We start from the raw sequence: 14396 nt of genomic DNA, 5'->3' as shown, positions 1-14396 counted from the left end.
CTGACCCATCAACGAATCACGCGGACCCGCAGCACGCCCTCCATCGCCGCTAGCCGGGCGACCACCGCGTCACCAATCGTGCCCTCGACGTCCACCAGGGTGTAGGCCACATCACCCCGCGACTTGTTATACATGTCGTCGATATTCAGACCGGCGTTGGCGAGGGTGGTGGAAATCTGGCCGAGCATGTTCGGCACATTGGCATTGATCACCGAAATCCGATCACCCTTGTCGCCGCGCGGCATGGAGATTTCCGGAAAGTTCACCGAGTTGCGGATATTGCCGTTTTCCAGATAGTCCCGCAGCTGGTCAGCCACCATGACGGCACAGTTCTCCTCGGCCTCGACGGTGGAGGCGCCGAGGTGCGGCAGGGTCACGCAGCGCGGGTGCCGGCGGGTAAGATTGGTCGGAAAGTCGTTGATATAGGCGCTGAGGTGCCCGGCATCCAGCGCCTCGATCACGGCCGCATCATCCACAATACCGGCGCGGGAGAAATTCAGCAGCACGCCGCCGGGGCGCATCAGCTTGAGGCGTGCCGCGTTGATCGTGTTGGCGGTGCTGTCGGTAAACGGCACATGTAGGCTGATCGCGTCGGAGCGGCTGACCACTTCCTCGATGCTGTGTGCCTGGCGGACACCGGATTCCAGCTCCCAGGCCCGATTGACCGTGATGCCGGGATCGAAACCGACCACGTTCATGCCCAGCGCGCGGGCCGCGTTCGCGACCTTGACGCCGATCGCGCCGAGGCCGATCACTCCGAGCGTCCGGCCCGGCAGTTCGCCGCCGACGAAGTGCTTCTTCCCGGCCTCGACCTGACGATTGATTTCGGCATCGTCGCCGTCCAGCTTGCGCGCGAAATCCCAGCCCTGGGCGAGGTTGCGCATACCCAGCAACAGGCCCGCGAGCACCAGCTCCTTGACCGCATTGGCATTGGCACCCGGTGCATTGAACACGACGATTCCCTGCCCGCTGCAGGCCTCGACCGGGATATTGTTGACCCCCGCGCCGGCCCGGCCGATTGCCAACACCGTCTCCGGCAGGCTCATGCCGTGCATCTTGTGGGAGCGCAGCATGATCGCGTCGGGATGCCCGATCTCGGATGCCACCTCGTATTGATCGCGCGGCAAACGGTCCAGGCCCTTGGCCGAAATGTTGTTCAGGGTCAGTATCTTGAACATCGGGGTCTCCATGACAATCAACCGTGGCGGCGCTCGAACTCCTGCATGAAGGCCACCAGCGCATCGACGCCTTCCTGCGGCATCGCGTTGTAGATCGAGGCCCGCATGCCGCCCACCGAACGATGGCCGGAAAGGGTCTGCAGGCCCTGCTCCGCCGCCTCGGCAAGGAAGGTCTTGTCCAGCCCGGAATCGGCCAGGATGAACGGCACGTTCATCCACGACCGGCAGGCCGGATCCACCGGGTTGCGGTAGAAGTCGGAGCCATCAATGGCCTGATACAGGGTCTCCGCCTTGCGCCGGTTGCGCTCACCCATGGCCTGCAATCCGCCATTGTCGCGGATCCATTCAAACACCAGACCGGCGACATACCACGCGTAGGTGGGTGGGGTGTTGAGCATGGAATCGGCCTCGGCCTGCGCCTTGAAATCCCAGACGGCGGGGGTCCCGGGCAGGACATCGCCGATCAGATCGTCACGCACGATGACCACGGTAATGCCTGCCGGGCCGATATTCTTCTGCGCGCCGGCGTAGATCATGCCGTAGTCGGCGACATTGACCGGGCGTGACAGGATGGTCGAGGACATGTCCACCACCAGCGGTGCGTCCGCCTCCGGCACCCAGTGAAACTCGACACCGCTGATGGTCTCGTTGGGCGTGTAATGCAGGTAGGCGGCATCACCCGACAGCTGCCAATCGGCCTGCGGCGGGATGCGCAGTTCACCGTCCCGGCTGGCCGCCGCCACGTTGACCTCGCAGTACTTCCTGGCCTCGGCGATCGCCTTCTTGGACCAGGCACCGGTATTGACATAGTCGGCGCGCGAGGCCCCCCGCAGCAGGTTCATCGGCGCCGCGGCAAACATGCCGCTGGCGCCACCCTGCAGGAACAACACCCGATAGTTGTCCGGCACCTGCAGCAGCTCACGCAGGGTCTGCTCGGCGCGCCCCGCGATCTCCACGAACTGCTTGCCGCGATGGCTCATCTCCATCACCGACATGCCGCAGCCGCGCCAGTCGAGCATCTCTTCCGCGGCGCGCTGCAATACCGGCTCCGGCAACGCCGCCGGACCCGCACTGAAATTGAAAACACGTGCCATGCCTTGCACTCCCGGAATCAAACGAAAGGGTTCGCGTTTGAGCTTCCAACCGGGCCGATGATCAGGCCCGGTCGGTCGGCCTCAATCCGGCTCCGATGGCGACGTCTCGTCGTCATCGGAGTCATCGTCAAGCTGCTCCAGCCGTTGCAGGCCCACCAGGGGTTCCTTGTCATCCAGCGCAATGAGCTTCACACCCTGGGTTGCACGACTCATGCTGGAGATGCCCTCGACCGGCGTACGGATCAGCGTGCCGCCACGGGTGATCAGCATCACCTCGTCACACTCCTGGACCTGGACCGCACCGACTACGTCGCCGTTGCGACCGCCGGTACGGATTGCAATCACGCCCATGCCGCCCCGACCACGCAAAGGGTAATCATCCAGCGGCGTGCGCTTGCCGTAACCGTGCTCGGTGGCGGTCAGGACATCACCCTGCCCCAGGATCAGCAGCGCAATCACGGACTGCCCGGCATCCAGCCGCATGCCGCGGACACCGGCGGCGACCCGCCCCATTGGCCGCACGTCGGATTCACTGAAGCGGATCGCCTTGCCTGCATCGCTGACCAGCATCACGTCACGCTGGCCATCGGTGATGCCGACATTGACCAGGTAATCCTCGCCCCGCAGGTCGACAGCGATGATGCCGTTGCTGCGCGGGCGCGAGAAATGCGATAGCGGGGTCTTCTTCACGGTGCCGGCGCGGGTCGCCATGAACACGAAGTGCTCGTCGTCGAACTCGCGCACAGGCAGGACCGCATTGATCCGTTCGTCGTCTTCCAGCGGCAGCAGGTTGACGATCGGTTTGCCACGGGCGGCGCGACTGCCCTGCGGCAGGTTGTAGACCTTCAGCCAGTAACACTTGCCGTTGCTGGAGAAGCAGAGCAGCGTGTCGTGGGTGTTGGCCACCCAGAGCTGATCCACGAAGTCCTCGTCCTTCATGCTGGTGGCGCTCTTGCCACGGCCACCACGGCGCTGGGCCTGGTAGGTGTCCAGTGGCTGGTACTTGGCATAGCCGTGATGCGACAGCGTCACCACCACATCCTGCGGTGTGATCAGATCTTCCATGGTCAGGTCGATCTGGTCCTGCACGATCTCGGAACGCCGCGCGTCGGCGAACTGTTCCCGGATGCGGATCAGTTCGTCGCGGATGACCTGCATCAGCCGCTCGGTGCTGTCCAGGATATCGATCAGGTCGACGATCCGGTCCAGCAGTTCGCGGAACTCGCCCAGGATCTTGTCCTGTTCCAGACCGGTCAGGCGGTGCAGTCGCAGGTCGAGTATGGCCTGGGCCTGCGCCTCGCTGAGGTGATACATGCCATCGACCAGACCCAGCGCCGGATCAAGCCCCTGCAACCGCGAGGCATCGGAACCGGCGCGCTCCAGCATGTCGGCGACGGCGCCCGGCTGCCAGGCACGTCCGACCAGTGCGGCCTTGGCCTCTGCCGGGCCCGGCGAGGCCTTGATCAGCTCGATGACCGGGTCGATGTTGGCCAGTGCGACCGCCAGGCCTTCCAGCACATGGGCACGTTCGCGCGCCTTGCGCAGCTCGTAAACGGTGCGCCGGGTAACCACCTCGCGGCGGTGACGGATGAAAGCATCCAGCACCTGGCGCAGGTTCAGCAGCCGCGGCTGGCCGTCCACCAGCGCCACCATGTTGATGCCGAACACGGTCTGCAGCTGGGTATGCTGGAACAGGTTATTGAGCACCACCTCGGCGACTTCGCCGCGGCGCAGCTCGACCACCATGCGCATGCCGTCCTTGTCGGACTCGTCGCGCAGCTCGGTGATGCCATCGATCCGCTTTTCCTTGACCAGCTCGGCGATCTTCTCCAGCAACCGGGCCTTGTTCACCTGGTACGGCAACTCGGTGACGACGATGCGCTGCTTGCCGCTGCGCTCGTCATCCTCGATATGGCTGCGGGCACGCATCAGCAGGCGGCCACGCCCGGTGCGGTAGGCCTCGTGAATGCCGGTCGTGCCATTGATGATGCCGGCGGTGGGGAGATCCGGGCCGGGCACCAGCTCGATCAGGTCGTCGATGCCCAGGCCGTCGTCGTCGATCAGCGCAATGCAGGCGTCAATGACCTCGCCCAGGTTGTGCGGCGGGATATTGGTCGCCATGCCGACGGCGATGCCGGAGCCGCCGTTGACCAGGAGGTTCGGGATCCTGGTCGGCAGCACGGACGGCTCGGATTCGGAGCCGTCGTAGTTATCGACGAAATCAACGGTCTCCTTGTCGATATCCGCCAGCAGCTCGGCCGCAATCTTGGCCATGCGTACCTCGGTATAACGCATGGCAGCCGGGGCATCGCCATCCACGGAGCCAAAGTTGCCCTGGCCGTCCACCAGCATGTAGCGCAGCGAGAATGGCTGCGCCATCCGGACAATGGTGTCGTAGACCGCAGAGTCGCCATGTGGATGGTACTTACCGATGACGTCACCCACCACACGCGCCGATTTCTTGTACGGTCGATTCCAGTCGTTGCCCAGCTCGCGCATGGCGTGCAACACGCGCCGGTGGACCGGCTTGAGGCCGTCGCGCACGTCCGGCAACGCCCGCCCCACGATTACGCTCATCGCATAATCCAGGTAGGACTGCCGCATTTCGTCTTCGAGATTGACCGGAAGGATTTCTTTCGCGACGTTTGCCATCAAGCGTTCCCGAATAGCGAGTGATCACAGCACGCAGAACCGTCTTCGCGGTTTGCACGTGGCGCTGCCTGGAAAAGTCCGGGAGGATAGCACAGCCGGGCCCGGGCGGTCCGGCTATTGAGTAGCCTCCGTGCGCCGTCCAGCGGGCACGGAGACAGCAAGGAAAAACACTGACCAATACGCGCGATCGCACCCGGGCCGAATGCGAATTCCGGCGCCGGCGCGCGATCAATCAGCGTGGGCCTCGATTACTGGCGCCTGGCCCGCTCGATGATCACCGGTTCCTGCGGCACATCCTGGTGCATGCCATGATTGCCGGTGCTGACCTCGGCAATCCGGTCGACCACGTCCATGCCATTGACCACATGGGCAAATACCGCGTAACCGAAGTCGCGGCCGCCATGGTCGAGGAAGGCGTTGTCATTGAGATTGATGAAGAACTGTGAGGTGGCGCTGTCAACCTGCTGGGTGCGCGCCATGGACAGGCTGCCACGGGTATTCTTGAGCCCATTGTCCGCTTCGTTCCTGATCGGCTCACGGGTCTCCTTCTGCTTCATGTCCTGGTCGAAGCCACCACCCTGGATGACGAACCCCGGGACAACGCGATGGAATATCGTGCCGTCGTAGAATCCGTCGTCCACGTACTGCAGGAAATTCTCCACCGTCACCGGCGCCTCGTCGGGCTTCAGCTCCAGCGTGATATCGCCGAAATTCGTCTCGAATACCACCATCGGCACGTCCTCTTCCGTCGTTTCTCCGGCCAGCGACCCCGCTGCCAGCGTCAGCATGAAAAAAACGGCTGCAAGCCGGCTTCCGGTTCCAGTTAACCACTGCATCAAGTCACCCCTGTGCTCGTCTCCGCCACGCCGCCGCAGGGCCAACCGCGCCCTGACGACAGCATTTTGTCAATCGACACGTTCCGCACCCAGGGGTTCGTAGGCTTCCATTTCAACCCGGGTCGGCCGCCGTGGAAACACCGTCACGGTGCCCCGGTAACGGCGATCTCCCCGGGTCGCGAATTCGAAGCGATACCGGCGCTCGAAGGCGGGAACGCCACCGGGTGATCGCTGCAACCGGATACCGCGCAGCACCACGGTATCGTCCAGGAACTGGACTCCGGCCTGGCGGCAGGCCCGTTTGCCCGCCTCCCGGGCGCGTTCAAGCGCCGCCATTGACGAGCGCCAGACCAGCGCCGCCAGCCCAAGCAGCAGGGCGCCTATCACGATTGAGTTATCAATCACCATGCTCGTCCCGCCCCGCCACCACCTGGCCAAACAGCGTGTCCATGGCCGCCGCATCGGGCTGATCCAACACGCCACGCTCGGTGACCAGCGCATCCACGAGCCGCGCCGGCGTCACATCGAACACCGGGTTCCAGGCTCTCGCCCCGGCGGCGGCGATTCGCTGACCGCCGATGCTCAGCAGTTCATCGCCATCACGGTGTTCTATCGGAATCGCTCCACCATCGGCCAGCGTCATGTCCACCGTCGAGGCCGGCGCCACCACCATGAAGCGGGCACCGTGGGAACGGGCATGCAGCGCCAGGCTGTAGGTTCCCACCTTGTTGGCCACGTCGCCGTTCGCCGCAATCCGGTCGGCACCCACAATGACCCAGTCCACCAGGCCGCTGGACATCAGCAATGCTGTAGCGCCGTCTGCCACCAGGGTCACCGGCAGACCATCGCGACCCAATTCCCAGGCGGTGAGCCGCGCACCCTGCAACCAGGGGCGGGTCTCGCCCGCGTAAATCTCGCTGATGCGCTGCTGACGCCAGGCTTCCCGGATCACGCCCAGGGCGGTGCCGAATCCGGAGGTGGCCAGTGAGCCCGTGTTGCAATGGGTCAGCACCCGCGTCCCTGGTTCCAGTAGGGCGGCACCCAACTCGCCCATGCGCCGGTTCGCGGCAAGATCCTCGTCATGGATCAGATCCGCTTCCTGCAGCAGGCGGTCAACCGAGTTGCCGCCGCCTTCCAGGCAGTCCCGCATGCGTGTCACCGCCCAGTGCAGGTTGACCGCCGTCGGACGCGCCGCGGCCAGCAGATCCAGCGCCGGCTGCAGCAGCCCGGTGCGCAAAGACTCCGGTTCCGGCTGCTCCATGGCCGCCAGCACGACACCATAGGCCGCGGTGACGCCGATGGCCGGCGCGCCACGCACCACCATGTCGTGGATGGCCTGAGCCACCGCCCGGTGATCCCGACAGCAGATCCAGTGCTCGCGCTCGGGCAACAGGCGTTGGTCCAGCAGTTCAAGCCTGTCGCCCTGCCAGCGCAGGGGTCTGACCTGGTCGAATTCCGGCATGCACACTCCAGTCTGCACTCGTGGCGGGCTCGTATTGTTGCACAGCCCGTCCGTGCCACAAGGCCCCGCCGTGCACGTTATACTCGGCGCCCAGTTATCGCGGGAGGGGCTATGGAGCGCATCGACACGCTGATTCACGGCCGCTGGGTCATTCCAGTGGATCCGGACGACTCGGTGCTCACCGATCACAGTGTTGCCGTGAACGACGGTCGGATCCTCGACATCCTGCCCACCGAAGCGGCCCGCGAGCGCTATCAGGCGGATACCGTGGTGGATCGCGGGCAACAGGCCATCCTGCCCGGCCTGATCAATGCCCATACCCACGCCGCGATGAACCTGATGCGCGGGCTTGCCGATGACCTGCCGCTGATGCGCTGGCTAAAGGAGCACATCTGGCCCGCCGAGCAGACCCATGTTGGGCCGGAATTCGTGCATGACGGCACATTGTCGGCCTGCGCCGAGATGCTGCTCGGCGGGGTCACCTGCTTCAACGACATGTACTTCTTCCCCGAGGTCACCGCACGCACCGCCAGCCAGGTGGGCATGCGTGCCTCGGTCGGCATGATTGTCATCGATTTCCCCAGCGCCTACGCCGACAACCCCCGCGAGTACCTGGACAAGGGGCTGGCGCTGCGCGACGAGCGCCGCAGCGACCCGTTGATCAGCACGGTGTTCGCACCGCACGCGCCCTACACGGTGGGTGACGAGGCGCTGCAACGGATCGCGACCCTGGCCGGCGAGCTGGATGCACCGGTACACATGCATGTGCACGAAACCGCATTCGAGGTGGCCGACGCGGAACAACAGCACGGCAAACGTCCGCTGGCGCGACTGGCCGAGCACGGCCTGCTCGGCCCCTCGCTGATGGCGGTCCACATGACCCAGTTGCTGGATGAAGAGATCGCCCTGCTGGCCGAGTCCAACAGCAACGTCGTGCATTGCCCGGAATCGAACCTCAAGCTGGCCAGCGGCTTCTGCCCGGTGCAGAAACTGCTGGATGCAGGCATCAATGTCGCCTTGGGCACCGACGGCGCGGCCAGCAACAACGACCTGGACATGTTCGGCGAAATGCGCACCGCGGCCTTGCTGGCCAAGGGGGTTGCCGGGGACGCGGCCGCCCTGCCCGCCCACCAGGCGCTGCGCATGGCCACGCTGAATGGGGCGCGGGCGCTGGGCCTGGAGCGCGACATCGGCTCGCTGGAAATCGGCAAATTCGCCGACGTCATTGCCGTTGATCTTGCCGGCATCGATACTGAGCCGCTGTATCACCCGCTGTCGCAACTGGTCTATGTGGTCAACCGGGACCGCGTATCCGATGTCTGGGTTGCCGGCCGTCAGCTGGTGCGCGAACGCGCCCTGACCACGATCAATCCGGATGAACTCATGCAACGCATGCGCGGTTGGCAGCAGCGCCTGCAGGCGCAGGCCTGAGCCGCCAAGCCAGGACGCCAGGAACAAGACGAGGAATCATGACCGAGCCAGAGCGCGTCAATGCCAGCCGCGATGAGATCGACAAGTTCGACGCCGTCGCCAGCCGCTGGTGGGACCAGGAGGGCGAGTTCAAGCCCCTCCACCAGATCAACCCGTTGCGCCTGGCCTTCATCAGGGAACAGGTCGCCCTCGCCGGCTGCCGGGTACTGGACGTGGGCTGTGGTGGCGGCATTCTAAGCGAGAGCCTGGCGCGGGAGGGTGCCCGCACGACGGCCATCGACCTGAGCCCCGGCGCCATCGAGGTGGCGCGTCTGCATGCGCTCGAATCGGGGCTGGAGATCGATTATCAACTGCGCAGCGTGGAATCGCTGGTCGCCGATCATGCCGGGCAGTATGAGCTGGTGACCTGCATGGAACTGCTGGAGCACGTGCCGGACCCGGCCTCGGTGGTTCGTGCCTGTGCGCAACTGGTGAGGCCCGGGGGTACGGTGGTTTTCTCCACCCTGAATCGCAACCCGAAGGCCTATCTGCTGGCCATCGTTGCCGCCGAATACCTGCTCCGCATGCTGCCGCGGGGCACCCACGACTACGCCCGGTTCATTCGCCCGTCAGAACTGTCCCGCTGGGCCCGTGAGGCCGACCTGCAACTGGCGGCGCTGCGCGGCATTCAGTACGACCCGCTGGCCCGGCAATTCCATGCGAACCGCGATGTCTCGGTCAATTACATGGCAGCCTATCAGCGGGCCGGGGGCACCGATGCACCGTGAGGGCAAACCGGTGCGGGCGGTGCTGCTGGACCTGGACGGCACGCTGCTGGACACGGCGCCGGACCTGATCGCCTGTGCCAACCAGCTGCTGCGCGAACAGGGACTGGCCGAGAAGCGGCCCGGCAGCTACGGCCACAGCCCCTCGCTGGGGAGCGCCGGTCTGCTGCAGCGCGCCTTTCACCTGCCGCCGGGGCATCCCGACATGGCGCCGCTGCATGCGCGTTTCCTGCGACTGTACCGGCAACAGATCAGCGACCGTACCCGACCTTTCCCCGGAATGCTCGGGGTGCTGGATACGCTTGAGGCGCGTGGCATTGCCTGGGCCGTCGCCACCAACAAGCCGAAGGACCTCAGCGAACCGGTGCTGGCCGCATTCGATCTGCTGGAGCGAGCCGATGCGCTGCTCTGCGGTGACCAGGTGCAGCGACCGAAGCCGCATCCGGAGATGCTGCTGGAACTGTGTGCCATGCTCGGCGTCACGCCGGCGGAGGCAGTCATGGTCGGTGACGCGAAGCGCGACATCACGGCCGGGCATGCCGCCGGCATGCGGACGCTGGGTTGCCTGTTCGGTTACCTCTGCGCCGAGGATCGCCCCACCCGCTGGGGTGCGGACGGCCTGCTGCAGGAACCGCTGGACCTGCTGCGCTGGCTGGAACACGTGGAACGGCGGGAGGCGGCATGAGCGATCCCGGCCTGCCGATCGGCCTGATCATCGCATTGCTGCTGGGCGCGGCGGGGCTTGGCGCGCTGCTTGGGGGCGCCATCGTGCAGCAACGCCGGCAACGCCGGATTGCCGCGCTGGAACAGGAGATCGCCGGCCTGGAGGGGCGCCTGCTGGCCGAGGAACGTATCGCCGAGGAGCGCCAGGCGGCCTTCGCCGAGGCCCGCGACCAGTTGGCGGAACGTTTCTCGGCCTTGTCCGGCGAGGCCCTGCGCAAGAACAATGAACAATTCCTGCAACTGGCGCGGGAACGCCTGCAACAGCAGCAGTCCCAGGCCAGCGCCGAGCTCAGCCAGCGGGAAAAGGCGGTCGAGGCCTTGGTCAAGCCGATCGGCGAGGCACTGAAGCGGACCGAGGAGCAGATCCGGCAGGTCGAGAAGGAACGGCAGAAGGCCTATGGCGACCTGGACCGGCACCTGACCAGCATGGCCCAGCACCAGGCGACGCTGCAGACCGAAACGCGAAATCTGGTCAAGGCGCTGCGTCGGCCCGAAGTCCGCGGCCGCTGGGGCGAGATGACGCTGCGCCGGCTGGCGGAGCTCGCCGGCATGGTGGAGTACTGCGATTTCGAGGAACAGGCCAGTCTGCGCGGTGATGATGGGGTGCAACGCCCGGACATGGTAGTCCGCATGCCCAATGGCCGGCAGGTGGTGATCGACGCGAAAACGCCGCTGGACGCGTACATCGAGGCCGTGGAGGCGGTGGACGATGCCGCCCGTGCCCTGGCCCTGGACCGCCACGCCCGCAAGGTCCGGGAGCGGGTCCGAGAACTGGCCGGCAAGGCCTATTGGCAACAGTTCGCCAACTCGCCGGATTTCGTGGTCCTGTTCCTGCCCGGCGAGCAGTTCCTGGCCGCTGCCCAGGACCAGGACCGCGGCCTGATGGAGGATGCACTGGCAAAGCGGGTGGTAATCGCCACGCCGACCACGCTGGTTGCGCTGCTGCGTGCGGTGGCATTCGGCTGGCAGCAGGACCTGGTGGCGGAGAGCGCGGAAAAGATCCGCGAGCTTGGCGAGACACTGTACAACCGGGTGGTCACCTTCACCGCCCACCTGGACCGGCTGGGTCGCAGCCTGAACAGCAGTGTGGATCACTTCAACAAGGCGGTTGGCTCGCTGGAGCGTCAGGTCATCCCCGGGGCCCGCAAATTCACCGATCTCGGATTACGGCCACGCAAGGAACTGGCCTCGCTTGAACCGGTGGAACGCAGCGCGCGCCGCAGCAGCGGCGGGCGCGATGCCACACCCGCGCCAGACGAACCCGCCCCGGTCGAGGTCAATCAGGACCCGCGAGCCGACAGGGATGACTGAGTTCGCCAAGGCAGCCGAGGCGCCGGACCTGGCCCCGCCCGGATCCGCGCTTTACTATGCGCTGCGTTTTGCACCGCGGCAGCATCAGCCCGCTCTGCGCGCCGTGCATGGCTTCGCCGAGGAAATCCTGGCGGTGCCCTGGACGGTGTCCGATCCGGGGGTGGGTCAGGTCAAGCTGGACTGGTGGCAGGCGGAGATCGAACGGATCGCCAGCGGCAAGGGCAGACACCCGCTGGCCACGGCACTGGGCCCGGCGATCACGCGGCATGGACTGCCGTTGACCCCATTCCGGCAATTGATCGACGGTGCGCGCATGGATCTGGAATACGGCAGCTATCCGGACGGCAATGCCCTGGCCAGCTATCTGCACCGCACCGGCATACCACTGGCAGCGCTGGAGCTTCAGATTGGCCACCCGTACCGCGACGACAATGACAGCGCCGCGCATCATGCGGGCATGGGTTTGCGGCTGACGGAGCTGTTGCGGCGTCTGCGGCCGGCACTGGATCGTGGCCGCTGCTACCTGCCCGAGTCGGACCTGCGCGCCGCTGGCCTGTCGGTCGAGCAACTGCCGGCCTCCGCCGGGTCGGATGCGGCGCGTCAGGCGCTTGTCGCGCAAGTGGACAACGCGGCCTCGCTGTTGCACAAGGCCAGCGAGGCCCTGGATCTGACCGACTCACCCGGTTACCGCTGCACCAGGATCCGCGTCCGACTCGCCGCTGCGATCCTGCAGGAGATGCGCAGGGCGGATTACCCGATGCTGCAGGCAGAACTCAGCCTCACGCCGCTGCGCCGCCTCTGGCTGGCCTGGCGCACTGGATAACATAAAGAGAGCACGCATGATTGAGACACTGACAATCCCCGACGATTTCAGGCCCTCAGCGGAAACCCTTGGCGACAGGGTGATCCTGCTCAGTGGTGCCGCGGGCGGCATCGGCAGCGCGGTGGCGCGCCACTGTGCCGCGGCAGGCGCGCAGCTGATCCTGCTGGACAAGGCGGTAAAAAAGCTCGAAGCCCTGGCCGACGAAATAGACAGCGCCGACTCCCCGGTGCCAATCCTGCACGGCATGAATCTGGAAGGTGTCGGACCGGCCGACTACCTGGAGCTGGCCACAGCCCTCGATCAGCAGTTCGGGCGCCTCGACGGCTTGGTGCACTGCGCCGCCATGCTCGGTGAGCTGTCGCCCTTGTCACAATACGATCCGGAGCTCTGGGCCAGGACGCTGCATGTCAACCTGAATGCACCGTTCCTGCTGAACCAGGTCTGCCTGCCGCTGCTTGATCGCGCTGAAGACAGTCGTATCATCCACACCTCAGACCGCAGCGGCCGGCAGGGCCAGGCCTACTGGGGCGCCTTCGGGGTCGCCTACGCCGGTGTTGAATGCATGATGCAGACCCTGGCCGCGGAGGTAGCCCGAAAGGGTCGAATCCGGGTCAGCAGCCTCGATCCGGGACCGGTGGATTCGCCGATGCGCCAGCAGGCCTACCCCGCCGAACAGACGACAGGACTGCGGTCGGTGGAGGACGTGGCGCGCGCCTATGTCTATCTGCTCTCCGCTTCGGGACGGCCCTACCACGGCAAGGGCCTGCGGTGGTCGCCGGCAGTGTCATGATTTTGACGCCGACAAGGGGCCCGGTCGATATCGGCCGGGTCGCATGCCAGTCGGTGACACCGAGCGGAAAAGTGTCATGAAATCAACGACACCTTGCCACCGGAACCTATACTGGAGTATGTCTTAGCGCAACACATAGAACCCACGGAGAATCGGGGCCATGAGTGGTAACTTCAACCTGAGCCGGGTTATCGATTCGGAGTTCCGCATCGCGGCCCTGGAAACCGGGTCTCCCGACCGGATACTGGATGTGTTCAAGCGCCTGACACTCACCAGCGGCAGGGCCATCTACGGCTGGTCGCCGGACAATGGCCTGTTTCGGCTGGGTTCGGAACGGATATTCATCCCGCAGACACGCAGTGTCGGCGATGCGATCAATTACATCGCGGCCAGCCGGCATTACGGCATCTATGTGCTCAAGGACATGGACCAGGCGCTGCAGAACAGCAGCGTTCAGCGCGGACTGGAACGGCTGCTGCAGCGCGATGACGGCGTCCGCCGGCTGCTGATCATGATGGACCGGAAGATTCACCTGCCGGAGAAACTGGCCGGCCAGGTGGTTCGCATCCGCCACCAGGCGGGTGACAAGTCCGCCCCGGCGGCAGCCGGCTAGCGGATGTAGTCCACCAACGCCTGCGCTGGCGTTCACCCCCTTGCCGAAGCAGGACGGGGCTGGATTCCGCGCTGCGGGCAGCCGGCAGCCAGCGGGCACTGCTCACAACGTGGCGCCGGTCGGCAAATGCCATTGCCAAGAGTCACGATCTGCGCGTGAAAATCCTGGTACAAATCCACATCGGCCGTCAGCTGCCGCTCGAACCATTCTGCAAGCTCGCGATAGGACTCGTCACCGGAGACCAGGCCGAGACGGCTGAAGATACGCCGGGTATAGGCATCGATCACGAACACCGGTCGCCCCAGCGCGTACAGCAGGATGGAATCGGCGGTCTCCTCGCCAACCCCCCTGACCGCCAGCAGGCGAGCCCGCAGCGCTGCCGTCTCGTGATCTCGCCAGCCGTCCAGCCCGCCATCCTCCCGCAGGACGCTCAGCAATGCACGCAGGCGCGACGCCTTGATGTTGTAGTATCCGGAGGAGCGGATGAGTTCGGCCAATTGCGGTTCCGGCAGGTCGAGAAGCGCCCCGGGGTTCAGCCTCCCTTGCTCTCGCAACCGGGCCATGGCCTTCTCGACATTGGTCCAGGCAGTATTCTGGGTGAGAATTGCGCCAACCAGGATCTCGAAGGGGTCATCCGCAGGCCACCAATTGCGATGACCGAAATACTCCCTGAGCCGCCAGTAAACACCCGCTGCGCCTGTCTGCCCGACGTCTGCCAC

General features: G+C 65.4%; 14 protein-coding genes. 7 read left to right on the top strand and 7 right to left on the bottom strand.

Annotated elements, in window-relative coordinates:
- Positions 1-8: 8 nt before the first annotated feature.
- The 6 genes from M0534_RS06470 to mtnA form a co-directional block, all read right to left on the bottom strand.
- Positions 9-1178 (bottom strand): phosphoglycerate dehydrogenase, encoded by a 1170-nt coding sequence (locus M0534_RS06470; RefSeq protein ID WP_248567603.1) that lies wholly within the window; start codon positions 1176-1178, stop codon positions 9-11.
- Between the two features lie 17 nt (positions 1179-1195).
- A complete protein-coding gene (gene serC, locus M0534_RS06465; RefSeq protein ID WP_248567602.1) occupies positions 1196-2272 on the bottom strand; it encodes a 3-phosphoserine/phosphohydroxythreonine transaminase in 1077 nt (358 codons plus the stop codon).
- Between the two features lie 81 nt (positions 2273-2353).
- Positions 2354-4924, bottom strand: a complete 2571-nt coding sequence (gyrA, locus tag M0534_RS06460; protein WP_248567601.1) for a DNA gyrase subunit A — start codon at positions 4922-4924, stop codon at positions 2354-2356.
- 248 nt (positions 4925-5172) lie between these two features.
- On the bottom strand, positions 5173-5655 hold the full coding sequence (locus M0534_RS06455; RefSeq protein WP_428348511.1) for a peptidylprolyl isomerase: 483 nt from the start codon (positions 5653-5655) through the stop codon (positions 5173-5175).
- Positions 5656-5829: 174 nt separating this feature from the next.
- Positions 5830-6168 (bottom strand): DUF3301 domain-containing protein, encoded by a 339-nt coding sequence (locus M0534_RS06450; protein WP_248567600.1) that lies wholly within the window; start codon positions 6166-6168, stop codon positions 5830-5832.
- Positions 6158-7222 carry an S-methyl-5-thioribose-1-phosphate isomerase gene (mtnA, locus tag M0534_RS06445; RefSeq protein ID WP_248567599.1) on the bottom strand — a complete coding sequence of 355 codons (1065 nt, stop codon included), beginning with the start codon at positions 7220-7222 and terminating at the stop codon, positions 6158-6160. The genes M0534_RS06450 and mtnA overlap by 11 nt, the downstream gene beginning before the upstream one ends.
- A 111-nt stretch (positions 7223-7333) precedes the next feature.
- Between mtnA and M0534_RS06440 the strand changes: the two genes are divergently transcribed.
- From M0534_RS06440 to M0534_RS06410, 7 genes are all read left to right on the top strand, one after another.
- Entirely contained in the window at positions 7334-8653 is a 1320-nt protein-coding gene (locus tag M0534_RS06440; protein WP_248567598.1) for a TRZ/ATZ family hydrolase, read from the top strand.
- Between the two features lie 38 nt (positions 8654-8691).
- A complete protein-coding gene (ubiG, locus tag M0534_RS06435; protein WP_248567597.1) occupies positions 8692-9420 on the top strand; it encodes a bifunctional 2-polyprenyl-6-hydroxyphenol methylase/3-demethylubiquinol 3-O-methyltransferase UbiG in 729 nt (242 codons plus the stop codon).
- Positions 9410-10102: an HAD family hydrolase gene (locus M0534_RS06430; protein ID WP_248567596.1), complete on the top strand. Its 693-nt coding sequence runs from the start codon at positions 9410-9412 to the stop codon at positions 10100-10102. The genes ubiG and M0534_RS06430 overlap by 11 nt, the downstream gene beginning before the upstream one ends.
- Positions 10099-11451 (top strand): DNA recombination protein RmuC, encoded by a 1353-nt coding sequence (locus M0534_RS06425; RefSeq protein WP_248567595.1) that lies wholly within the window; start codon positions 10099-10101, stop codon positions 11449-11451. The genes M0534_RS06430 and M0534_RS06425 overlap by 4 nt, the downstream gene beginning before the upstream one ends.
- Complete coding sequence (locus M0534_RS06420) at positions 11444-12274, top strand: squalene/phytoene synthase family protein (RefSeq protein WP_248567594.1); 831 nt, start codon at positions 11444-11446, stop codon at positions 12272-12274. The genes M0534_RS06425 and M0534_RS06420 overlap by 8 nt, the downstream gene beginning before the upstream one ends.
- Before the next feature lie 16 nt (positions 12275-12290).
- Positions 12291-13064, top strand: coding sequence for an SDR family NAD(P)-dependent oxidoreductase (locus M0534_RS06415; RefSeq protein WP_248567593.1), 774 nt, complete (start codon positions 12291-12293; stop codon positions 13062-13064).
- A 160-nt stretch (positions 13065-13224) separates the two neighbouring features.
- Positions 13225-13677 (top strand): hypothetical protein, encoded by a 453-nt coding sequence (locus M0534_RS06410; protein WP_248567592.1) that lies wholly within the window; start codon positions 13225-13227, stop codon positions 13675-13677.
- Positions 13678-13709: 32 nt separating this feature from the next.
- Here the strand turns inward: M0534_RS06410 and M0534_RS06405 are convergent, their stop codons facing one another.
- On the bottom strand, positions 13710-14396 hold the full coding sequence (locus tag M0534_RS06405; protein ID WP_248567591.1) for an endonuclease III domain-containing protein: 687 nt from the start codon (positions 14394-14396) through the stop codon (positions 13710-13712).

Source organism: Methylonatrum kenyense (assembly GCF_023195885.1).
GTDB classification, from domain to species: Bacteria; Pseudomonadota; Gammaproteobacteria; order Nitrococcales; family Aquisalimonadaceae; genus Methylonatrum; species Methylonatrum kenyense.
The sequence above is the reverse complement of the archived record's forward strand: the minus strand, read 5'-3'. Positions and strand labels throughout refer to the sequence as shown.